Source organism: Pseudomonas turukhanskensis (assembly GCF_027922365.1).
Lineage (GTDB): Bacteria > Pseudomonadota > Gammaproteobacteria > Pseudomonadales > Pseudomonadaceae > Aquipseudomonas > Aquipseudomonas turukhanskensis.
This window is the reverse complement of sequence record NZ_BSFN01000002.1, coordinates 530,182-552,698: the sequence shown is the minus strand read 5'-3', so window position 1 is coordinate 552,698 and position 22,517 is coordinate 530,182. Positions and strand designations below refer to the sequence as shown.

20 protein-coding genes are annotated in these 22,517 nt (G+C 60.7%); 6 read left to right on the top strand and 14 right to left on the bottom strand.

Annotated elements, in window-relative coordinates:
- A partial coding sequence (locus tag PKE98_RS06335) for a hypothetical protein (RefSeq protein ID WP_271194415.1) occupies nt 1–249 on the top strand: 249 nt, incomplete at its 5' end.
- A 634-nt stretch (nt 250–883) separates the two neighbouring features.
- Here the strand turns inward: PKE98_RS06335 and putP are convergent.
- From putP to PKE98_RS06305, 6 genes are all read right to left on the bottom strand, one after another.
- Nucleotides 884–2,371 (bottom strand): sodium/proline symporter PutP, encoded by a 1,488-nt coding sequence (gene putP / locus PKE98_RS06330; protein ID WP_271194414.1) that lies wholly within the window; start codon nt 2,369–2,371, stop codon nt 884–886.
- Nucleotides 2,372–3,366: 995 nt separating this feature from the next.
- Nucleotides 3,367–3,789, bottom strand: a complete 423-nt coding sequence (locus PKE98_RS06325; protein WP_271194413.1) for a group I truncated hemoglobin — start codon at nt 3,787–3,789, stop codon at nt 3,367–3,369.
- 2 nt (nt 3,790–3,791) lie between these two features.
- Nucleotides 3,792–4,658, bottom strand: coding sequence for a DUF3034 family protein (locus PKE98_RS06320; protein WP_271194412.1), 867 nt, complete (start codon nt 4,656–4,658; stop codon nt 3,792–3,794).
- A gap of 101 nt (nt 4,659–4,759) precedes the next feature.
- Nucleotides 4,760–7,132, bottom strand: coding sequence for a putative bifunctional diguanylate cyclase/phosphodiesterase (locus PKE98_RS06315; protein WP_271194411.1), 2,373 nt, complete (start codon nt 7,130–7,132; stop codon nt 4,760–4,762).
- Entirely contained in the window at nt 7,116–7,811 is a 696-nt protein-coding gene (locus tag PKE98_RS06310; protein WP_271194410.1) for a methylamine utilization protein, read from the bottom strand. The genes PKE98_RS06315 and PKE98_RS06310 overlap by 17 nt, the downstream gene beginning before the upstream one ends.
- A gap of 234 nt (nt 7,812–8,045) precedes the next feature.
- Nucleotides 8,046–8,798, bottom strand: coding sequence for a helix-turn-helix domain-containing protein (locus PKE98_RS06305; RefSeq protein ID WP_271194432.1), 753 nt, complete (start codon nt 8,796–8,798; stop codon nt 8,046–8,048).
- A gap of 175 nt (nt 8,799–8,973) precedes the next feature.
- On the opposite strand from PKE98_RS06305, the gene lon reads away from it, so the two are divergent.
- From lon to cmoB, 5 genes are all read left to right on the top strand, one after another.
- A complete protein-coding gene (gene lon, locus PKE98_RS06300) occupies nt 8,974–11,379 on the top strand; it encodes an endopeptidase La (RefSeq protein ID WP_373877812.1) in 2,406 nt (801 codons plus the stop codon).
- A gap of 158 nt (nt 11,380–11,537) precedes the next feature.
- Nucleotides 11,538–11,936: a protease inhibitor I42 family protein gene (locus PKE98_RS06295; protein WP_271194409.1), complete on the top strand. Its 399-nt coding sequence runs from the start codon at nt 11,538–11,540 to the stop codon at nt 11,934–11,936.
- Nucleotides 11,937–12,141: 205 nt separating this feature from the next.
- Complete coding sequence (locus PKE98_RS06290; RefSeq protein ID WP_271194408.1) at nt 12,142–12,819, top strand: lysoplasmalogenase; 678 nt, start codon at nt 12,142–12,144, stop codon at nt 12,817–12,819.
- A 32-nt stretch (nt 12,820–12,851) separates the two neighbouring features.
- Entirely contained in the window at nt 12,852–13,595 is a 744-nt protein-coding gene (gene cmoA, locus PKE98_RS06285; protein ID WP_271194407.1) for a carboxy-S-adenosyl-L-methionine synthase CmoA, read from the top strand.
- Nucleotides 13,592–14,548 (top strand): tRNA 5-methoxyuridine(34)/uridine 5-oxyacetic acid(34) synthase CmoB, encoded by a 957-nt coding sequence (gene cmoB, locus PKE98_RS06280; protein WP_271194406.1) that lies wholly within the window; start codon nt 13,592–13,594, stop codon nt 14,546–14,548. Before cmoA ends, cmoB begins: the two co-directional genes overlap by 4 nt.
- Before the next feature lie 115 nt (nt 14,549–14,663).
- Here the strand turns inward: cmoB and pdxJ are convergent, their stop codons facing one another.
- The 8 genes from pdxJ to PKE98_RS06240 form a co-directional block, all read right to left on the bottom strand.
- Nucleotides 14,664–15,407, bottom strand: coding sequence for a pyridoxine 5'-phosphate synthase (gene pdxJ, locus PKE98_RS06275; RefSeq protein WP_271194405.1), 744 nt, complete (start codon nt 15,405–15,407; stop codon nt 14,664–14,666).
- Nucleotides 15,400–16,098 carry a DNA repair protein RecO gene (gene recO, locus PKE98_RS06270; RefSeq protein WP_271194404.1) on the bottom strand — a complete coding sequence of 233 codons (699 nt, stop codon included), beginning with the start codon at nt 16,096–16,098 and terminating at the stop codon, nt 15,400–15,402. The genes pdxJ and recO overlap by 8 nt, the downstream gene beginning before the upstream one ends.
- A gap of 14 nt (nt 16,099–16,112) precedes the next feature.
- On the bottom strand, nt 16,113–17,015 hold the full coding sequence (gene era, locus PKE98_RS06265) for a GTPase Era (protein WP_271194403.1): 903 nt from the start codon (nt 17,013–17,015) through the stop codon (nt 16,113–16,115).
- Entirely contained in the window at nt 17,008–17,697 is a 690-nt protein-coding gene (rnc, locus tag PKE98_RS06260) for a ribonuclease III (RefSeq protein ID WP_271194402.1), read from the bottom strand. The genes era and rnc overlap by 8 nt, the downstream gene beginning before the upstream one ends.
- Nucleotides 17,694–18,071, bottom strand: a complete 378-nt coding sequence (locus PKE98_RS06255) for a DUF4845 domain-containing protein (protein WP_271194401.1) — start codon at nt 18,069–18,071, stop codon at nt 17,694–17,696. Before PKE98_RS06255 ends, rnc begins: the two co-directional genes overlap by 4 nt.
- Before the next feature lie 93 nt (nt 18,072–18,164).
- Nucleotides 18,165–19,019, bottom strand: coding sequence for a signal peptidase I (gene lepB / locus PKE98_RS06250; protein ID WP_271194400.1), 855 nt, complete (start codon nt 19,017–19,019; stop codon nt 18,165–18,167).
- Nucleotides 19,020–19,024: 5 nt separating this feature from the next.
- Complete coding sequence (gene lepA, locus PKE98_RS06245) at nt 19,025–20,824, bottom strand: translation elongation factor 4 (RefSeq protein WP_271194399.1); 1,800 nt, start codon at nt 20,822–20,824, stop codon at nt 19,025–19,027.
- Between the two features lie 154 nt (nt 20,825–20,978).
- Nucleotides 20,979–22,415, bottom strand: a complete 1,437-nt coding sequence (locus PKE98_RS06240) for a DegQ family serine endoprotease (RefSeq protein WP_271194398.1) — start codon at nt 22,413–22,415, stop codon at nt 20,979–20,981.
- Nucleotides 22,416–22,517: the final 102 nt, after the last annotated feature.

The following is a 22,517-nucleotide window of genomic DNA, read 5'->3' as shown; positions in this document are numbered from 1 at the left end:
TGTACGGAGATCGATTTATCAGGCCAACCTGGTAAAAGCATGGCCTGCCTAACGGCAGGCCGTTACCGGCCCGCACACAAAAAATCTGACAGTCCCGACGTTTTGTTTCGCGCCTTACGCGCGAGTTTCTTTTTCCAGTCGTCGGAATGCCGCACCATAAAAAAGAAACCAAAAAATCTTGCCCCTACCTGGGGTTTTCACTGTGTGAAAACTTCCCTCCCTCCGCCGTTGCTCCACGGGCCGGGCTGAAGGGGCGGGTAGATCACAAGCGGTAGATCAAAAGCCAGATCAACGGCCCCTCACCCCCAGCCCCTCTCCCGCACGCGGGAGAGGAGTGACGTAGGGCGGCGAACGCGTTTGATCTTGTAGGAGCTAGCTTGCTAGCGAATCCTGCAAACGCAGGTTTGGAATTACCTTCTCAAGGCTTCGCCAGCAATCGGATGGCCGCCCCCTGGCTCCTATGAAAAACAGCCCCCTCTCCCGCTTGCGGGAGAGGGCTGGGGTGAGGGGCCGTGGATCTTGATCTGCTTTTGATCTGGCTTTTGATCTTGATCTACCCGCCCCTTGAGCGCAGGCCGAGTGGAGTCGTCGTGGAGGGGGTTGAGCGGCATGGATGCCGCGAGAGTCACGATGGGCCAGGGACGGCCCGTCGTGGCGTGCCCGCGGAGCGGCGATGTAACAAGGGAAGTTTTCACGCAGTGAAAACCCAAGGTGGGGGCGAGATTTTTTGGTTTCTTTTTCATCGACTGGAAAAAGAAACTCGCGCGTAAGGCGCGAAACAAACGCCCAGCAAACGCGCCAATGAAGACCAACACAAACCAAAAAAAACCGGCCCACTAAGGGCCGGCAAAAAGCACTAAAAACACTGTAAATCGAGCACCTATCAGGCGTCCTGATATTCCCGCTCAGCCTTCTCAAACCGCGCCAGCATACTCGCCGACGGCCCTTGGCCAATCTTGCTGAATACCAGGATGGCGATGGAGGCAAAGATAAAGCCCGGAATGATTTCGTACAGGCCCAGGTGATTGAGGAAGTTCTTCCACAGAATCACAGTCAGGGCGCCGACTAACATGCCAGCCAGTGCGCCGTTGCGGGTCATGTTTTTCCAGATCAGGGAAATCAATACCACCGGACCAAATGCGGCACCAAAGCCGGCCCAGGCGTAGGACACCAGGCCCAGCACCTTGCTGTCCGGGTTCGCCGCAATGGCAATTGCCACAACCGCTACGAGCAACACCATGGCGCGACCGACCCATACCAGTTCTTTCTGCGACGCATTTTTACGCAGGAAGGATTTGTAGAAGTCTTCGGTCAGGGCGCTGGAGCACACCAGCAACTGGCAGCTCAAGGTGCTCATCACCGCGGCCAGAATGGCCGAGAGCAACACACCGGCAACCCAGGGGTTGAACAGGATTTTGGCCAGTTCGATAAACACCCGCTCGGGGTTCTCGGTAACCGGGCCAGCCAGTTCCGGGTGCGCGGAGAAGTAGGCAATGCCGAAGAAACCCACCGCGACCGCGCCACCCAGGCACAGCACCATCCAGGTCATGGAAATACGGCGAGCAGCCGGAATCGATTTCACCGAATCAGCGGCCATGAAGCGCGCCAGGATGTGCGGCTGGCCGAAGTAGCCCAAGCCCCAGCCCATCAGGGAGATCACGCCGATGAAGCTTGCGCCCTTGAGCATGTCGAAGTTGGCGGCGTCTTTCATCTCGATGGCAGCGAAGGTGGGGTCGATGCCACCGGTGGCCAGCATCACCACAATCGGGGTGAGGATCAGGGCGAAGATCATCAAGGAGGCCTGCACGGTGTCGGTCCAGCTCACGGCCAAAAAGCCACCCACGAAGGTGTAGGCGATGGTCGCGGCAGCACCGGCCCACAGCGCAGTCTGGTAGGACATGCCGAAGGTGCTTTCGAACAGACGGGCACCGGCTACCACGCCCGAGGCGCAGTAAATGGTGAAGAACAGCAGAATCACCAGCGCCGAGAGAATGCGCAGCACTTTGCTTGTGTCTTCGAAGCGGTTGGTGAAGTAGTCCGGCAGGGTCAAGGCGTTACCGTTGTGCTCGGTCTGCACGCGCAGACGGCCGGCGACGAACAGCCAGTTGAGGTAGGCACCGACGATCAGGCCGATGGCAATCCAGCTTTCCGACAGGCCGGACATATAGATGGCGCCTGGCAGGCCCATCAGCAGCCAGCCGGACATGTCCGAAGCACCGGCCGACAAGGCGGTAACGAAACTCCCGAGGCTACGGCCACCGAGAATGTAATCGGAGAGGTTGTTGGTGCGCAGATAGGCGAACAGGCCGATCAGAACCATGGCGGCGATGTACACCACAAAGGTGATCAGCATGGGAGTGCTGGCAGTCATAAGCAGATCTCTCTTACTTGTTGTTATGCGAATGCTGGCGATAACCGCATTCGTCGTTGGGCTTTCGAAGGTATACCAGCGGTGCTTGTGGCACTCACTTAAACACGGGCTAGACAGCCAGTACGGCTACTACCCACATGAACATACGCTCGGTCCTACCATGGGTGTAGTCCAACCCCATGGATGCCGCGAATAACGTGCGGTTGAGCGAAAAAGCGGAGCACGGAATGTAGTAGCTGGGTGCGGGGGGTTCTTGCGAAATACTATGGAGTTTTTGTTGAAAACTACGGGGACGGGAACTTCTTGCGCGGCTTGCTGGTGGCGGCATGCAGGGCGCAAACCCGTATCGTCGTAGTGAAATAGGGGGCCGGTTTTCCCCGAAAGAAGTGTCCCCCTCAACATTCTGGATCCCGGCCTGCGCCGGGATGACGGAAGTTATTCCACAGACCACCGTCATCCCTGCGCAGGCAGGGATCCAGAATGCCGTGACATGCGCCGTTTCCTGAAAAACCCTGGATCCGCCACAGGAATGACCGAGGTATTTAAACAGCCCACCGTCATCCCGGCGCAGGCCGGGATCCAGAATGCCGCGACATGCACCGACTCCTGAAAAACCCCGGATCCCCTCCAGCGAAGAGACGACAGAGATTTCTACACACACCACCGTCATCCCGGCGCAGGCCGGGATCCAGACTGCTGCGACATGCACCAACTCCTGAAAAACCCCGGATCCCCACCAGCGAAGAGACGACAGAGATTTCTACACACACCACCGTCATCCCGGCGCAGGCCGGGATCCAGAATGCCGCGACATGCACCGGCTCCTGAAAAACCCCGGATCCCCACCAGCGCGGAGGCGACAGGGTTTTCTGCACACACCACCGTCATCCCGGCGCAGGCCGGGATCCAGAATGCCGCGACATGCACCGCTTCCTGAAAAACTCTAGCCCCCCCCACCTGCGCGCAAAAAACGGCGGCAAGACCAAACACCGACGCTATTTCTCGATCACCTGCCCCCGCATCGGCGCCAACCTCGCCAGTAACCGATTCTGCGCCGGCTGCGGCACCCCTTCTGCGTCCATCGCATCCTGCAGGTCTTCCACCAGCGCGTTGAAGTCGCTGCGGGTCAGCTTCTGGCCCTTGTGGCTTTCCTCCATCGTGGCGCCGGTGTAGGTGCAGGGCCCGCCGGCTTCAACGCAAAACTGCTCCACCAGCTTGTCGCGCAGGCGTTCGATGTCGACATTGACGAAGTGCTCGACGATGCGCGGGTCTTTGGCGATGTTGATCAACATGCCTTCCACGATACGGGTGATGCCTTCGCGTTCGCCCAGGTCGCGATACAGGCTGTCGTCCTTGGGCGGTTGCTGGGCGCAGGCGGCAAGGCCCAGCGCCAGCAGCAGGCTGATCAGCAGGCGCATGCTCAGAAACTCCCTTGAATGGACAGGTAAGCGCCGTCCTGGTTGTCCAGGGTGGCGATCTCGCCCAGGCGGGCGTAAGCCAGCACGATGGACAGGTGTTTGTTGGGGAAGTAGCCGACGAATACATCCGCCCAGTCGCTTTCGCCGGCGAAGTTGAGGTTGTCGGGTTTCTCGCGGTACTCCACACCCACGGCCCAGCGCGGGTTGAACAGCACCGCCACCGAGCCTTCTTTCAATACGCTGCGGGTATCGCGGCGGTCGCCGCCAAAGCCGAGCAGGCCCAGTTCATTGGCGCGGCTGTAGCGCAGGCCGCCGTTGACCAGCAGGTTGTAGCCAAAGGCGCCACCCAAAAACAGGCGGCTGGCGGCGATATAACCTTCGGTGTCTTCATCGCGCTTGGCCCCTACGGCGTTGGGCACGAAGAAGTCTTTCTGCCGTTTGTGTTCGATGCCCAGCGACACTTGGGGCAGTTGGTCGTAGATCAAGTCACCGAACAGGCGCACCTTGAGGCCGAAAATGTCCTGGCTCAGGGTGTTACCCGGCAGGCTGAGGTCGCGTGCCAGGGTGCCGAGGTCGAAGCGCTGGCGGGCATAGGACAGCTCGATACGGTTGCCGTACGACACCGCGCCACCGGCCACGTCCAAGCGGTAATCGCCGGTTTCCACGCGGGTGACAAAGGCATTGCCGCCCCACTCGCCCTGCTCGCCATAGCCGGCCAGCACAGCCCACGGGGTGATGCCGCCCCCGGCCGCGCCATTGATGCTGCTGGCGCCACCGGTGGCCAGCAGGCGACCGTTGTCGGCCAGTGCTGCCGCGCTGGCAACGGTCAGGCCAAGCCCGAGAGTGAGTGCGCTAAAGGTCGTGTTCATCCCATCTTCCCTGTTTTGTTTCTTTAGGAGCGGCGGTGGCCGCGATGCTCTTGAAAGCAAAGGCATCGCGGCTAAAACCGCTCCTACAGGACCTACGATAGCTAGTGCAGCATTGCCAGATTGGCCCGCAACGGCTGCCCCACCCAGGCCTCAAAGGCGCTGGCGGTCAGTGGTCGACTGATCAGATAGCCTTGCGCCGTATCGCACTGCCATCTTTCCAGCAGGCGCAGGCTGCGTTCGAATTCCACGCCCTCGGCCACCACTTTCAGCCCCAGGCTGTGGCTCATTTCGATGGTGGACCGCACGATCACCGAGTCTTCGCTGGCATCGTCCAGGTCACGCACAAAGGATTGGTCGATCTTCAGTTCCTGCACCGGCATGCGTTTGAGCTGGGCCAGGGACGAATAGCCCGTACCGAAGTCGTCTACCGACAGGCTGATGCCGCAGGCGCGCAGGCTGTGCAGCACCTTGAGGGCGGTTTCCGGGTTCTGCATCACAGCGCTTTCGGTGATCTCGAAAATCAGTTGCTCGGCCGGCACCGCATAGTGGGTGAGCAGGCGGCTGACGCGGGTGGCAATGCCGATGTCGTGCAGGTCCTCGGCGGAGATATTCAGCGACATCAATACCCGCAGGCCACGCTGGTTCCATTCGCGCAATTGGCGCAGCACTTCTTCGATCACCCAGGCGGTCAGGCCCTGAATGCTACCGGTGCGTTCGGCCAGGGGAATGAATTCGCCGGGCGAGACCATGCCGTATTGCGGGTGCTGCCAGCGCAGCAGGGCTTCGGCCTGGCGCACATGGCCTTCGTTGATATTGAGTTTGGGCTGGTAGTGCAGCACCAGCTCGTTGTTCTCGGCTGCGCGGCGCAGGTCGCGAATCAGATTGATCTGTCGGTCGTGGTCGTCTTCGCGGCCGTGTTGGTAAAGCTGCAGCCGGCCCGGCGACTGCGCGGCGTCGCGCATGGCCAGGTTGGCGCGGCGCAGCAGTTCGTCCGGGGTGGCGCCGTCTTGCGGGTAGGCGGCAATACCAATGGAGCAGTCCAGCGCAATGTCGTGGATGCCAACCCGCAGCGGCTTGATCAACAGTTGCTGGAGTTGGTCGGCAGTGGCCACGGCACTGTCGCGGTCGCTGCCATCGATCATCAGCAGAAACTCGTCGGCGAACAGCCGCGCCAGGCTATCGCCGGGACGCAGAATGGCCTGCAGGCGCCGGCTGATCTGTTGCAACGCCAGGTCGCCGCCGCCCGGCCCGCAGGTTTCATTCAACGAGCGAAAATTGCCGATACCCAGATTCAGCAGCGCCACCGGCCGCTCGGCGGTGATCGAGCTACCCAGCCGTTCGATGGCCAGGGTGCGGTTGGGCAAGCCGGTCAGGCCATCGTGTAGCGCGTTGTGGGCCAGTTGCCGCTCGCGTTCGGCGAGGTCGCTCTGCATTTGCTGAAACGTTTTGGCCAGCACCCCCAGTTCATCGCTGCGCTTGAGCTCGAGCGTGCCTTGGTAGTCGCCCTGCCCCACCCGTTCGGCCACCCGCGCCAGCTCGCGAACCGGGCGGGAAATGCTGCGAGCCAGCAACAGGGCGCCCACCAGGGAGGCGACCAACGCGCACAAGGCAATGAGCAGCACCCGTTGGTCCAACGGCTTGAATGCCACCAGGGCCTCTTCGAGCGAGCTGTGCAAAAACGCCTGCACTTGATAGCGAGTGCCATTGGCCAACACCAGTTGCTCGTTCAGATAGCGCTTGCCGGAAAACTCGAACTCCTTGAGCGTGGTGGTGCGCTCGCGTTGCAGGTTGGCGGCCATCATTTCCGCTTCCTGGTCGGCGCTCAGGGTGCTGATCAGGCGGCCGGGGGTGTTGTCCTCGATGGCCAGAAAGGACACGTCGAGGTTGGTCAGTGAACGCAATTCGTTGGCCAGCGCCTGGTCCATGCGAAAGCCCATCACCACGCGGGCAATGGGAATAGGCGCCAGTATCTGGGCTTCGACCAACAGATGGGGTTCGTGGTTGATCGAGACGATCAGCGCTGACTGCCCGGAACGCCGCGCTTCGGCCAGCTCCGCGGCGTAGCGGAACGGCGTGCCTGGCTTGAAGGCGTCCTGGCTGTTGGCGGGCGATGCATCGGCTGCCGTGGCGGTAATGGTGCCGTCCAACCCGAGCAGCAGCACTTCGGTGGCATCAATGCGCTTGCCGTGGTTGGCCAGCACCGAGCTGATGGTGGCGGTGTCGCCGCTGGCCACGGCGTCTTTGAAACCAAAGTCTGAAGAGAGCACCTGAACCGCGTCGCGGATCTGCCGGCTGCGCACATCGAGCAGGCGCTCGAACACCCGCACGCCGACTTCCAGCTGCTCGCTGGCCTGCTTTTTCACCGCGTCGGCGGTGGCCACTTTTACCGCGAAGTACAGGCTGCCGATCACCACCAACAGCAGCAGGATCAGAACGCCGGCAACGCGCGACTGGAAGCTATTGCTTGGTTTCACTCGCGGCCTTCTTGAATGCGTCGCCAAAGGCGGACGGTTTCGGCGCATAGACTTCCGCGCGCTCCTCGGCGTCTTCGGTGACGTTGACAACGTACTGCTGGCTGGCGCCCTGGTCGGAGAGCGTCAGCTCGCCGCCTTTTTGTGGCAGCAGGTCGGGGCTTTTCGGGTGCCAGAGGGTGACGTTGTATTTCCCGGCAGGCAGTTGCAGCGTGGCCACGCCGCTCGCATCGCTGGTGGCAAACCAGGGGTCATCGGTGACGTAGATATAGCCCACCATCCAGTCATGGATATTGCAGCCCAGCACCACCACGCCCGGTTTGTCGAAGGTGATGGGCTCAGACGGCGTGCCTTCGTACAGGCGCAGTTCGAAGCGCTTGGCGGGCGAGAAGGAGTAGACGTGATGGCGGATATTGTCGCTATTAGGGAACGTCACCTTGGTGCTGGTGTGCACGGCCAGCACCTGTGGGGCGAACTGCTTTTGCACCTGATCCATGATCGCCGTTTGCGCCGGCATCTCGGCGCCGATGGGCCCTTGCAAGGTGACCACGGCCCCTTCTATGGGTTTGCCTTGGGCATCGACCATCTTGGCTTGAAACTGGGCTGCGCCGACCGAACAACTGGTGAACACCACACAGACGGCAAGGCTTACGAGCAAACGCAGACGAAGCGATACAGGCATATCAACGACCTTGTCGGGTGCAGGAAACCTGCGGTTTAGCGCGCTGAACAGCTATCCGGAGAACTCGAATACCTGCGCTGGATAAGCAGACTATCGGATTGGCCAGCGATGTTCACCCCAAAAATATGGCACGTGGCCATCATTGCACTACCGCATCAGAAAACCGGCGGTCTAGGGGAAATATAGTCGGGAAATGCCGAAGGCCCAGTCTCGGCAATGAGACAGCGGCGCTGGCTACTGAACGGCGCGCAGGCGTTTGGGGGTAAGGCCCAGGTAGCGGCGCATGGCAGTGGTCAGCGCGCTCTGGCTGGAGAAGCCGCATTCTTCGGCGATACGAATCAGCGGCAGGGTGCTTTCGCGCAGCAGACGCGAGGCACGGTCGAGGCGAATTTTCAGCAGGTATTGGTGCGGGGTCAGGCCCAGGCTGTCCTTGAACTGCACGTGGAAATGACTGGGGCTCAGGCAGGCCACGTGCGCCAGCTCCGCCACGCTGATACGCCGCGCCAGGTGTTGATCGATATAGGCATCCAGACGCTCCACATTCAGCGGCCCCACCGTGCGCGGTTGGCGTTCGCCGAACAGGCGCACGTGCAAGGCGCGCAGCAACACACCGCTGAGGGAACGGGCGAGCTGGGTGTCACTGCCGTAACGGGCCAGTTCGGCGCCGGCATAGCTCAACAGGTTCTGGAAATCGGCATCGAGCGCCGGGTAACGCGGCATGTCGAACAGACGAGCGAGCAGCTCGAGGTCGTCCGCCGAACTATCCTGCTCATCCAGGTCGATGATCAGCATGCGGTTGTCGCCGACCCCGGCGAACTGATGCTCGGCATCACCCGGCACCAGCACAGCGCGCATGCGGCACACTTCGCCACCGCGACCGTTGACCTCGAATTCCGCACGGCCAGCCAGCGACAGCACCAGTTGATGGTGATCGTGGGCGTGTTCGTGGGTCTGGTCGTCGAGGCGCAGCAGGCGGGCTTCAAGCATGGCGGCAGGCGGGTAAAAAGGAGCGCGCATGGTACGGGAACGACCGGTCATTTCCCAGTTAGGGCCGACGGGCGTGCGCCATTTTTGTGCATCGCATTGCAGGCAATGAGATTGCCATTGAATTAGTTGGTGACCCGACCCATCTACGTACTCATGTAGAGACCACAGGTGCCGCATGAACGACCACGTTACCGATATCGACGACGAAGACACGCTGACGCCCGAGGGCCTTCACCTGCCCCACGCGCTGGCGTTGCCCAATCAGCGCCCGCCCGAGCGCCTGTATGTCATCCCCATTCACAACCGGCCGTTCTTTCCGGCGCAGGTGTTGCCGGTTATCGTCAACGAAGAGCACTGGACCGAAACCCTGGAGCTGGTGGGCAAAACCGACCACCACAGCATGGCGCTGTTCTATGTCGACCAGCCGGTGACCGACCCCCGTCATTTCGATACCGACAGCCTGCCCACCCACGGCACCCTGGTGAAAATTCACCAGGCCAATCGGGTGGACGGCAAGCTGCAGTTTGTAGCCCAGGGCCTGCAACGGGTGAAGATCCGTGGCTGGCTCAAGCGCCATCGGCCGCCCTACCTGGCCGAAGTGGAGTACCCGCCAAGCGCCGATGACAGCCGCGACGAGGTCAAGGCCTACGGCATGGCGCTGATCAATGCGATCAAGGAACTGCTGCCGCTCAACCCCTTGTACAGCGAAGAGCTGAAGAACTACCTCAACCGCTTCAGCCCCAACCAGCCCTCGCCGCTGACCGACTTCGCCGCGGCCCTCACCACCGCCCCGCCAAAGGAGCTGCAAGAGGTGCTGGACACTGTGCCGGTGCTGCAGCGCATGGAAAAAGTGTTGCCCATGCTGCGCAAGGAAGTGGAAGTGGCGCGCCTGCAAAGCGAGCTGTCGGCGGAGGTGAACCGCACCATTGGTGAGCACCAGCGCGAGTTCTTCCTCAAGGAGCAGCTCAAGCTGATCCAGCAGGAACTGGGCCTGACCAAAGACGACCGCAGCGCCGACCTCGAACAATTCGAGCAGCGCCTAGAGGGCAAAACCCTGCCCGACCAGGCGAAAAAACGCATCGATGAGGAAATGAACAAGCTGTCGATTCTGGAAACCGGCTCGCCGGAATATGCCGTCACCCGCAATTACCTGGACTGGGCGACCATGATTCCCTGGGGCGTGCACGGCAAAGACAAGCTCGACCTGGTGCATGCCCAGCGGGTGCTGGATGAGCAGCACGCGGGCCTGGATGACATCAAGGAACGCATTCTCGAATTCCTTGCCGTCGGTGCGTTCAAGGGCGAAATTTCCGGCTCCATCGTGCTGCTGGTCGGCCCGCCGGGCGTGGGTAAAACCAGTATCGGCAAGTCCATTGCCGAAACCCTGGGGCGGCCGTTCTATCGCTTCAGCGTCGGAGGCATGCGCGATGAGGCGGAAATCAAAGGCCACCGCCGCACGTACATCGGCGCCCTGCCCGGCAAGCTGGTGCAGGCGCTGAAAGAAACCGAGGTGATGAACCCGGTGATCATGCTCGACGAGATCGACAAGCTCGGCGCCAGCCACCAGGGCGACCCGGCCTCGGCGCTGCTGGAAACCCTGGACCCGGAGCAGAACGCAGAATTCCTCGACCACTATCTGGACCTGCGCCTGGACCTGTCCAAGGTGCTGTTTGTGTGCACCGCCAACACCCTGGATTCCATTCCCGGGCCGTTGCTCGACCGCATGGAAGTGATTCGCCTGGCCGGCTATATCGCCGAAGAGAAATTCGCCATCGCCAAGCGCCACCTGTGGCCCAAGCAGCTGGAAAAGGCCGGCGTACCCAAGCAGCGCCTGAGCATCAACGATGCAGCACTTAAGGCAATTATCGAGGGCTATGCCCGCGAAGCCGGGGTGCGCCAGTTAGAAAAACAGCTGGGCAAAGTGGTGCGCAAGGCGGTGGTCAAACTACTGGGCGACCCGACCAGCAAACTGAAGATCGGCCCGAAAGACCTGGAAGCCTACCTGGGCATGCCGCTGTTCCGCCGCGAGCAATTGCTCGAAGGCATTGGCGTAATCACGGGGCTGGCCTGGACCAGCATGGGCGGCGCGACCTTGCCGATTGAGGCCACGCGCATTCACACCCTGAACCGCGGCTTCAAGCTGACCGGGCAGTTGGGCGAAGTGATGAAGGAGTCAGCCGAGATCGCCTACAGCTACGTGAGCTCGCACCTCAAGGAATTCCGTGGCGACCCAACGTTCTTCGACCAGGCTTTCGTGCACCTGCACGTGCCTGAAGGTGCCACGCCCAAAGACGGCCCGAGCGCCGGCGTGACCATGGCTAGTGCCCTGCTTTCGCTCGCCCGTAACCAGGCGCCGAAAAAAGGCGTGGCCATGACCGGCGAGCTGACCCTGACCGGGCATGTGCTGCCCATTGGCGGTGTGCGGGAAAAGGTGATTGCAGCGCGGCGGCAGAAAATCTACGAACTGATTTTGCCGGAGGCCAACCGGGGCGACTTTACCGAGCTGCCCGAGTACTTGAAGGAAGGAATTACCGTGCACTTCGCCAAGCGCTTTAGTGATGTGGCGAAAGTGTTGTTCTGATCTGACGAAGATCGCCCTCTCGAGGCTGACGCCTCTCCTACAGGAGATCCCACGTGCCTGTAAGAGAGGCTTCAGCCTCGATGCTTTAAGCCCTTACACATCCTGCTTTTGGCGCTATGCTTGCGGCCACTCGTCGCCCCTTTGGACAGGAAGGTTCCATGACTGCTGCTCGCCTGCTTCTCCCCCTAGGCATCGCCCTGTTGGCGGCCTGCGCCCAGCAACCCGGCAAGAATGTCGCCGTACAAGTGGATAAATCGAGCGACTGCCCGGCCGTGCTGCACCCCGGTCAGCAACTGATCGTTACCCTGAGCAGCAACCCCACCACCGGTTTTCGCTGGCAGACCAAGGACGCCGCCAGCAATGTGCTGCGCGTGCTGAGCCCGGAGGTGTACAGCAATCCGGAAGATGTCGGCGTGGTGGGCGGCGCCGGCATTTCCACCTGGCGCTTTCAGGCCACCGAGCCTGGCACGGGCGAACTGCTGATGGCCTATCACCGCCCGTGGGAGCCGGAAGTGGCGCCGGCGGAACTGTTCGATTGCGCGATTACCGTTAAATAACCGTTTTACCCTCTGCTTTTGTAAGAGCGGCTTCAGCCGCGATGCTTTTCAAGATCAAGAGCATCGCGGCTGAAGCCGCTCCTACGTTCGTGTTTTTATCCCTGAATGCGGCGCAATAAGAGCCTGTGGCTGGCGCACCACGCCTGGGGTTTGCCGCCAGGCATCGGCATAGTGGCCTGCACAAAAACGCTAACAAGGACTGTGTATGCGCTGGTTCGCTCTCGCCCTGCCGGGCACCCTGGCTTTTCTGTACGGCATTTATGCGCAAATGCCTCTGCTGTGCCTGCTTGCCAAACCGCTGCCGGTGCTGGCCCTGCTCGGCTGGTTATCCGGTGCTGAAACTGGCCCCTACCGCCGCTGGATCGCCGTCGGGCTGGTCTTCTCCCTGCTCGGCGACATGCTGCTGCAATGGTCGCCGCAGATGTTTGTGTTTGGTCTGGGCGCCTTTCTGCTGGGGCATCTCGCCTACCTGGTGGCGTATCTGGGCGACAGCCGCCGGTTGGCGCCCAAGGCCTTGGTGTTTGCACTCCTCGCCGGCGGCAGCATGTTCGCCACCCTGGCCAGCGCAGGGCTAGGCGATTTGCTGATTCCCGTGGCGCTGTATGCGCTGACCATCACGGCCATGCTCTGGCGGGCCTGGGCACGTGTCGGTGCAGTGCATATCAGCCGGCAATCGGCGTGGCTGGCCGCAACGGGCGCGGCGCTGTTTGTGCTGTCCGATAGCCTGATCGGCATTAACCGTTTCGTCACCCCGTTCGCCGGCGCGCACTACGCCATCATCCTTACCTATTGGCTGGGCCAATGGGGCATTACCGCCTCGGCTCTGCATCGACCGGCAACCGTTGAGTCGCCAGGGGCTGGCGGCGTGCCCGTAGCTGGTTAAAATGGCGCCCTTTTGAGCCAAGCGTAGCCACCGTGAGCCAGGAACCCGATCGTCTCTTTGCAGTGCCTCTGCCCACCGTGCCCGACTTCACCTTCAATGAAGCCGTGGCCCGGGTGTTTCCGGACATGATCAAACGGTCGGTGCCCGGCTACCCGACCATTGTCGAGAACATTGGCGTGCTGGCCGCGCAATTCGCTCAGCCCCATAGCGTGCTCTACGACCTGGGCAGTTCGCTAGGTGCGGTCACCCAGGCGCTGCGGCGCCACGTGAGCTGCGGCGACTGCCGGGTGATTGCGGTGGATAACTCCAGCGCCATGGTGGAGCGTTGCAGCGAATACCTGCATGCGCAAGACTCGATGTTTCAGGAGCTGCTGCCGGTCGAGGTGGTCGAGGCCGATATCCTCGGGCTGCACCTGCAGCCGACGTCTTTCGTGGCGCTGAACTTCACCCTGCAATTTATCCAGCCACCGCAACGCCTGGAATTGCTCACGGCGATTCGCCAGGCGCTGCTGCCCGGCGGCGCGCTGATTCTTTCGGAAAAGCTGCGGTTCGAGGATGAACAGGAACACGAGCTGTTGACCGACCTGCACGTGGCCTTCAAACGCGCCAACGGCTACAGCGAGCTGGAAATTGCCCAGAAGCGCAACGCCATCGAAAACGTGATGAAACCCGACAGCCTTGAACAACACCGCGAACGCCTGCTGGCCGCTGGCTTCAGCAAGGTAGTGCCGTGGTTCCAGTGCCTGAACTTCGCTTCACTGATTGCCCTGCCATGATTGATTTATCGCCCCTGGTCCGCCATCTGGCGGGCACGCCCCTGGCCAACTGGGCCAATGGCCTGCAAGCGCAACTCGACACCAAGATGGACAAAGGTCACGGCGACCTTGAGCGCTGGCAAGGCGCGCTGGAGGCCCTGCCCGCGCTGCTGCCAACCACGGTGGACCTGCAGAACGGCCTGCTGCTCGACAGCGATTGCGACGACCAAACACGCGCGCAAATGCGCCAGGCGCTGATGGGACTGTCGCCGTGGCGCAAAGGCCCGTTCGACCTATTTGGCGTGCACGTGGACACCGAATGGCGCTCGGACTGGAAATGGTCGCGGGTATCGCCGCACCTGGACTTGCGCGGCAAGCGGGTGCTGGACGTGGGTTGCGGCAATGGCTACTACCAATGGCGCATGCTCGGTGCCGGCGCTGACAGCGTGATCGGCATCGACCCCAACTGGCTGTTCTTCTGCCAGTTCCAGGCGGTGCAACGCTACCTGCCGCAGCTGCGCGCCTGGCACCTGCCCTTTGCTCTGGAAGACTTGCCGGCGGGCCTGGAAGGTTTTGACACGGTGTTTTCCATGGGCGTGTTTTACCACCGCCGTTCGCCGATCGAGCACCTGCTGGCGCTCAAGGACTGCCTGGTAAAAGGCGGCGAACTGGTGCTGGAAACATTGGTAATCGAAGGCGACGTCAATCAGGTGCTGGTGCCGCAAGACCGTTATGCGCAGATGCGCAACGTGTGGTTCCTGCCGTCGGTGCCGGCCCTGGAATTGTGGCTGCGCCGCGCCGGGTTTACCGATGTGCGCTGCGTGGATGTAAGCGTGACCAGCGTGGAAGAACAGCGCAGCACCGAGTGGATGCGCTATCAATCCTTGAGCCACTTTCTCGACCCGGATGACCACAGCAAAACCGTGGAAGGCCTGCCGGCGCCGATGCGGGCGGTGATTACCGCCCGCAAGTAATAGACGTTTCAAAAAAGGCGTAGGGCGAATATCGCCACCGGCGATATCCGCCGCAGCGATCTCAGGGGAAACCGTGTATCGGCGGATACCCGCGTAGCGGGTATTCGCCCTACGATCAGCGATTGGATGCGGCGAGGATCAGCTGTTTCATCTCGGCCACTGCCGATTTAAAGCCTACGAACAACGCATGCGCCACCAGCGCATGACCGATGTTCAGCTCGTTGATTCCCTTGATCGCCGCCACCGCTTCCACATTATGGTAGTGCAAACCGTGGCCGGCGTTGACGATCAGCCCCTGGGCCAAACCAAATGCCACGCCATCGGCAATACGCTTGAGCTCTTCAGCGGTTTCACCGGGGGTATGCGCGTCGGCATACCGGCCAGTGTGCAGTTCGATAGCCGGCGCGCCCACGCGACGTGACGCTTCTATCTGGCGCTCATCGGCGTCGATAAACAACGACACCTCACAGCCCAGACGCGCCAGGCGCTCCACCGCTGCCTGGATGCGCGCTTCTTGCCCGGCCACATCCAGACCGCCTTCGGTGGTCAGTTCCTGGCGGGTTTCCGGCACCAGGCAAATATGCGCCGGGCGAATGCGTTCGGCGAAGGTGAGCATCTCTTCGGTCACGCCCATCTCAAAGTTCATGCGCGTTTGCAGCACGTCCTTGAGCAACAGCACGTCGCGCTCCTGGATGTGCCGGCGGTCTTCGCGCAGGTGTACGGTAATGCCGTCGGCGCCCGCTTCTTCGGCGTCCAGCGCGGCTTTCACCGGGTCGGGATAGCGGGTGCCTCGGGCCTGACGCAGGGTGGCGACATGGTCGATATTCACGCCCAACAGAATGCGATTGGCGTCAGTCACGGGGTGGCTCCTTCAAGGTCATGAACAGTTCGCGGCTAACCAGCGGTCGGCCGCCTAAATGGGGGGCAAGGGCCTGGCGCATCAGGCGTTTGGCGGCCGATAGCGCACCCGGCGCGGTCCAGTCGGCCTCGGCCATGGCCAGCAACTCGGCGCCCTGAAACAGCCCGGGTTGCAGCAGGTGCACCGGTTCCAGGCCCGAATCGGGCAACAGCCGGTACAGCTGGCCGACGACTACCGGCTGACCGTGCAGGTCTTCGGCAAGGGCAAAACCATACCCCAGCTCGTCCAGCAGGCGCCATTCGAATGCGCGCAGCAAAGGCTCCAGGGCGCGGCCGGCAGCCAGCGCTTCCAGGGTGGCGGCGTAGTGGTCGAACAGCACGGGATGGGGGTCTTCGGCAGGCAGCAGGCGCAGAATCAGTTCGTTGAGGTACAGGCCACTGAACAGCGCCTCGCCATGCAACCATCGGGGAATGCCGGCGGCTTCGAGGCGGCCGACGTTTTTCAGCTCGCCGCGCCCGCGAAATTCGACTTCCACCGGCACGAACGGCCGCGCCAGCGTGCCGGCCTTGCCGCGCGCACCGCGCAATACCGCGCGCAAACGACCTTGGGGGGTGAGGAAATCCACCAGCGCGCTGCTTTCGCGGTAGGCCCGGCTATGCAGGATAAAAGCCGGCTGCGCGCTGTTTTGCATGGAGGGCTCGGGGCTTAGAGGTCGGCGTAACCCAGGGAACGCAGGGCGCGTTCGTCGTCGGACCAGCCGCCTTTGACTTTCACCCAGAGGTTAAGCATGACCTTGGAGTCGAACAGCACTTCCATGTCTTTGCGTGCATCCATGCCGATGCGCTTGATGCGCTCACCCTTGTCGCCAATGATGATTTTCTTCTGGCCGTCACGCTCAACAAGAATCAGGGCATGGATATGCAGGGTTTTGCCCTGCTGCTTGAACTCTTCGATTTCGACGGTGATCTGGTACGGCAGCTCTGCGCCCAGCTGGCGCATGATTTTTTCGCGTACCAGTTCGGCGGCCAGAAAGCGGCTGCTGCGGTCGGTGATCTGGTCTTCGGGGAAGAAGTGATCGTTTTCCGGCAAGTGCTTGTTGATCAAGCCTTCCAGCGCATCGAGGTTGTGGCCGTGCTGGGCGGAAATCGGCACGATCTCGGCATTGGGCAACTGGGTTTGCAGCCATTCCAGGTGCGGCATCAGCTCGGATTTGTCTTCGATGCGGTCAGTCTTGTTGATCGCCAGAATCACCGGGCCCTGCACGTACTGCACGCGTTCGAGCACCATCTGGTCTTCGTCGGTCCAGCGGGTGCGCTCCACCACGAAAATCACCACGTCGACGTCCTTGAGGGCGGCCGAGGCGGTCTTGTTCATGTAGCGGTTGAGGGCTTTCTCGCCGTTCTTATGCATGCCGGGGGTGTCGACATAGATGGCCTGGATCGGCCCTTCAGTCTTGATGCCCAGCATGTTGTGGCGGGTGGTTTGCGGCTTGCGCGAAGTGATCGCCAGCTTCTGGCCGAGGATGTGGTTAAGCAGCGTCGACTTGCCCACGTTGGGGCGGCCGACGATGGCGACATAGCCACAGCGTGTTGCGGTTGAATCAGTCATGGCCATTCTCCACGCCAAGGGCAATCAGGGCGGCCGCAGCGGCCACCTGTTCGGCGATGCGGCGGCTGGCGCCCTGCCCTATGGTCTTGTCATTCAATAAGGTGATCTGGCACTCGACGACGAAAATTCGGCAGTGCGGGTCGCCCTGGATATCCACCACTTCGTAGCGCGGCAGTTCGCAGCCGCGCGACTGCAGAAACTCCTGCAGGCGGGTTTTCGGGTCTTTGTTGGTGTCGACCAATGTCAGACCGTCCAACTCAGAGCTTAGCCACGCCAGCACTCGCTCGCGCGCCGCTTCCATGCCGGCATCCAGGTAAATGGCGCCAATCAGCGCTTCGAGGGCATCGGCGAGGATCGACTCACGGCGAAAACCGCCACTCTTCAGCTCACCGGAGCCCAAACGCAGGTATTCGCCCAAGTCGAAGCCGCGGGCCAGAATGGCCAGGGTCTCACCTTTCACCAGGCGCGCGCGCAACCGCGACAACTGGCCTTCGCGCGCCTGCGGGAAGCGCTCGAACAGCGCTTCACCGGCTACGAAGTTGAGGATGGCATCACCGAGAAACTCCAGGCGCTCATTGTTACGCCCGGCAAAGCTGCGGTGAGTGAGGGCCAGGATCATCAGATCCTGGTCTTTGAAGCTATAACCGAGCTGACGCTCTAAACGACTCAGTGCTGCACTCACGGCATACGCACGCGGAATTCTTTGTCGAAACGGGCGACAAGGTCGAGGTTCTTGATGAGCGGTTCACGACGTTCGTACTGTAGGTGTACCTGGAACTCACCGTTATCCAGCTTGACCTCCATCGCCTCACGCAAGTCCAGCTTTTCAACCGAGTTAACGGTCATGGCTTTGGTGATGTAGGCATAGAAGTCCGGCACTGTGCGGACATCAGCGGCCTTGTCAGTCTCGACCGCCATAATGGCTTTATCCAATGCGGCATTGTCCATGTAGTGCGGGAACATCTTGAATGCGGTGGAGGCGAAAAATGCCACCACGGCCAAGGTGACCATCCAACCCAGCAACGACATACCCTTTTGCGAACGCGCAAACGTCATGTTTGACCTCAGTGTCAGTGTTTTATTAAGTCGTGGCCTCTGCGGGCCTGACTATATATAGCGCGCGGCGCTGGTTTTAACAGCGCCGACGGATCAGTGAATCAGGCCTACCCGTGACAGAGTCGGCACGTTGCGCATTTTCGGATCGGCCCAGCTCAACCACACGGCGAAGGCTTTGCCGACGATATTCTTGTCCGGCACCATGCCCAGCAGCTCTTTTGGAATGTTCGGGTCGTTCCAGTAGCGGCTGTCATTGGAGTTGTCGCGGTTGTCGCCCATCATGAAGTAGTGCCCGGCTGGCACTGTCCACTCGTTGCCAGGGTCGGCGCGGTAGCGGGTCATCTCGATGCGGATCAGGTGCTCCACGGCGCCAAGTTTTTCCTGATACAGCGTGGCGCTGCCCAGCGAACCTGGCTCTTCACCCAGCAGCTTCTTGGCCACCGATTCACCGTTGACGAACAATTGCTTGTCCGCGGTGTAACGAATCTTGTCGCCTGGCAGGCCGACGACACGCTTGATGTAGTTGATGGTCGGCTCGCTTGGGTAACGGAACACCATCACGTCGCCGCGCTGCGGGTCACCGACTTCAATGACCTTGGTATCGAGCACCGGCAGGCGAATGCCGTAGGCAAACTTGTTCACCAGAATGAAGTCGCCTACTTCCAGCGTCGGCTTCATCGAGCCAGACGGAATCTGAAAGGGCTCAACCAGAAACGAGCGCAGCACCAGCACGATCGCCAGCACCGGAAAGAACGATTTGCCGTATTCCACCAGCAAGGGCTCGCGGTTGAGCTGATCGACGACAGTCTGATCCGCCTCGCTCACTTGCCCCGTGTAGGCGACCACAGCAGCGCGACGGCGCGGCGCCAGCAGCACCAGGTCAATCAAAGCCAAGACGCCGCAAACAGCTACGGCGATCACCAACAACAGCGGAAAATTGAAGGACATAGGTATTAACCATCCAACCTGAGCACTGCAAGGAAGGCTTCTTGTGGAATTTCCACGTTGCCGACTTGCTTCATCCGTTTTTTACCGGCTTTCTGCTTTTCGAGCAGCTTGCGCTTACGGCTGACGTCACCGCCGTAGCACTTGGCCAATACGTTCTTGCGCAGCGCCTTGACGGTGGTGCGGGCCACGATCTGCCCGCCGATAGCAGCCTGAATCGCCACATCGAACATCTGCCGCGGAATCAACTCTTTCATTTTTTCGGTCAACGCGCGGCCTTTATAGTGCGCGTTGTCGCGGTGCACGATCAGCGCCAGGGCGTCGACCTTGTCACCGTTGATCAGTACATCCAGCTTCACCAGATTGGCCGACTGATAGCGGTCAAAGTGGTAATCCAGCGACGCATAACCGCGGCTGGTGGACTTCAAACGGTCGAAGAAGTCCAACACCACTTCGTTCATCGGCAGGTCATAGCTGACCTGAACCTGGGTACCCAAAAACAGCATGTCGCGCTGAACGCCGCGTTTTTCGATACACAGGGTGATGACGTTGCCCAGGTGTTCCTGCGGCACCAGGATATTGGCGCGCACGATAGGCTCGCGCATGTCCTCGATGGCCGACAGATCCGGCAACTTCGACGGGTTGTCGACGTAGATGGTTTCACCATTCTTCAACAGCAATTCGAAGATTACCGTTGGCGCAGTGGTGATCAGGTCCAGGTCGTACTCGCGCTCCAGGCGCTCCTGGATGATTTCCATGTGCAGCATGCCGAGGAAGCCGCAACGGAAGCCGAAGCCCAGAGCATCAGAGCTTTCGGGCAGGTATTGCAGAGACGAGTCGTTGAGGGTCAGCTTCTGCAAGGCTTCGCGGAAATCCTCGAAGTCATCGGAGCTGACCGGGAACAGACCGGCGTAAACCTGTGGCTGAATACGCTTGAAACCTGGCAGCACGTCCACGTCGGGGGTGGAGCTCAAGGTCAGGGTGTCACCCACTGGCGCACCGTGAATGTCCTTGATGCTGGCGATGATAAAGCCCACTTCGCCCGCTTTCAGGTCAACGGTGGCGGTGTGTTTCGGGGTGAATACACCGACGCTGTCCACCAGGTGGATCTTGCCGGTGGACTTGACCAGAATCTTGTCGCCCTTCTTCACGCAGCCCTGGCGCACGCGCACCAGCGAGACTACGCCCAGATAGTTGTCGAACCAGGAGTCGATGATCAGCGCTTGCAGCGGGTCTTCGATATTGCCGGTCGGTGCTGGAATGGTCGCCACCAGGCGCTCAAGCACTTCATCCACGCCCATGCCGCTCTTGGCGCTGCAGGCCACGGCGTCGGTGGCATCGATGCCGATGATTTTCTCGATTTCTTCTTTGACGCGGTCCGGATCGGCCTGCGGCAGGTCCATCTTGTTCAGCACGGGCATGACTTCCAGCCCCTGCTCGATGGCGGTGTAGCAGTTGGCAACCGACTGCGCTTCCACACCTTGGCCCGCATCGACCACTAGCAGGGCACCTTCACAGGCCGCCAGCGAACGGCTGACTTCATAGGTGAAGTCCACGTGGCCAGGGGTATCAATGAAGTTCAACTGATAGGTTTTACCGTCCCGCGCTTTGTAGTGCAGGGTGACGCTATGGGCCTTGATGGTGATGCCACGCTCACGCTCCAGATCCATGGAGTCGAGCACTTGGGCGTCCATTTCGCGTTCGGACAGGCCGCCGCACATCTGGATAAAACGGTCGGCCAGGGTCGATTTGCCGTGGTCGATGTGGGCGATGATGGAGAAATTACGGATATGACTCAGGTCACTCACGGATCAACACTCAAAAAGGCCGCAGGCAGACTGCCCGCCGAAAAATAGCCGGGAAGTGTACCCGATCGACGGCGCGGGCGTCACCCGTAGCGCTGAGCGGCGCCCATGAAAAAGGGCGGTAAAAACCGCCCTTTCGTGCATTACCGATCAACCGTCATTCCGACAACTTGAAGGTAATGAAGCTGGCACGCCCCTCACGCAGCACGCGCATCGACACCGAACGGTTCTTCGGCAGCGCCTGAGCAACCTGAGTGAAGGTTTTGGCCGAATCAATCGCCTGGTTATTCAGGTGAGTGATAACGTCACCAGGACGCAGGCCGATCAGTGCAGCAGGACCATCCTGCACTTCCTTGATTACCACGCCGCCTTTGAGATCCAGCGCCTTGCGCTCATCAGCGCTAAGCTCGGCGACCTTAACGCCCATGCGGTTGCTGTTGCGCTCAACCGCTGAGTCGCCTCCGCCATTGGCAGCCACTTCGTCACCTTCGGCCGGCAGGTTACCGATTGTCAGCTCCAACTTCTTGCGCGAACCCTCGCGGATGACTTCCAACTGTGCCTTGCTGCCAGCCTTCATGCGACCGACCAGGTGCGGCAAGTCTGCCGACATGATGATGGGCTGATCATTAAGGTTCAGAATCACGTCACCGACTTGCAGACCGCCTTTGGCAGCCGGGCCGCCTTCCATCACCTGAGCGACCAGCGCACCTGCAGGCTTATCGAGACCGAAGGACTCGGCCAGGTCTTTGTTAACTTCTTGAATCACCACACCGAGCCAGCCACGGCTGACTTTGCCTTCAGTTCTCAGCTGATTGGCCACATCCATTGCCACATCCATCGGAATGGCGAAAGACAGGCCCATAAAGCCACCGGAACGGGTGAAAATCTGCGAGTTGATACCGATCACCTCGCCATTCAGGTTGAACAGCGGGCCGCCCGAGTTACCCGGGTTGATCGCCACATCCGTCTGAATAAACGGCACGTAGCTTTCGTTTGGCAGGCTACGACCCTTCGCGCTGACGATCCCGGCGGTTGCCGAATGGTCGAAACCGAACGGAGAACCAATGGCTAGCACCCAGGCACCGACTTTTAGATCTTCGGACTTGCCGATCTTCACAACCGGAAGATTCTTACCTTCAACCTTCAACAGCGCCACGTCAGTACGCGGATCAGCACCGATCAGTTTGGCTTTAAGCTCGCTACGGTCGGACAGGCGCACGATGATTTCATCAGCGCCGGTCACGACGTGATTATTGGTTAGCACATAACCATCGGGGGAAATAATGAATCCCGAACCCAAAGACTGAGCGCCCCGCTGCTGCTGTCGGCCCTGAGGGCTTCGCGGCTGCTGTGGCATGTTACGTTCGAAGAACTCGCGAAAACCTGGAGGCAAACCTTCCAGGTCCGGAATGCCCGACTGCGAGTTGCCAGCTACCTGATCCGGCACTTTTTGCGTGGTGCTGATGTTCACCACAGCGGGGGCAGCGGCTTCAACCAAAGTGGTGAAGTCAGGTAATTCGGCATGGGCAGTTACGGCCTGCCCCAGTAAGAACAACGTGAGAAACGCAGATAAGCCAGATTTCAGGCTAAGCATCGACTTCAGCTCCCATAAAGGACAAGCAAAGACCACATGAACTGCCGCACTCAGAAAACGCGGCATACGACTCTATGGCTAACATGCAAAACCCGAAAAAGG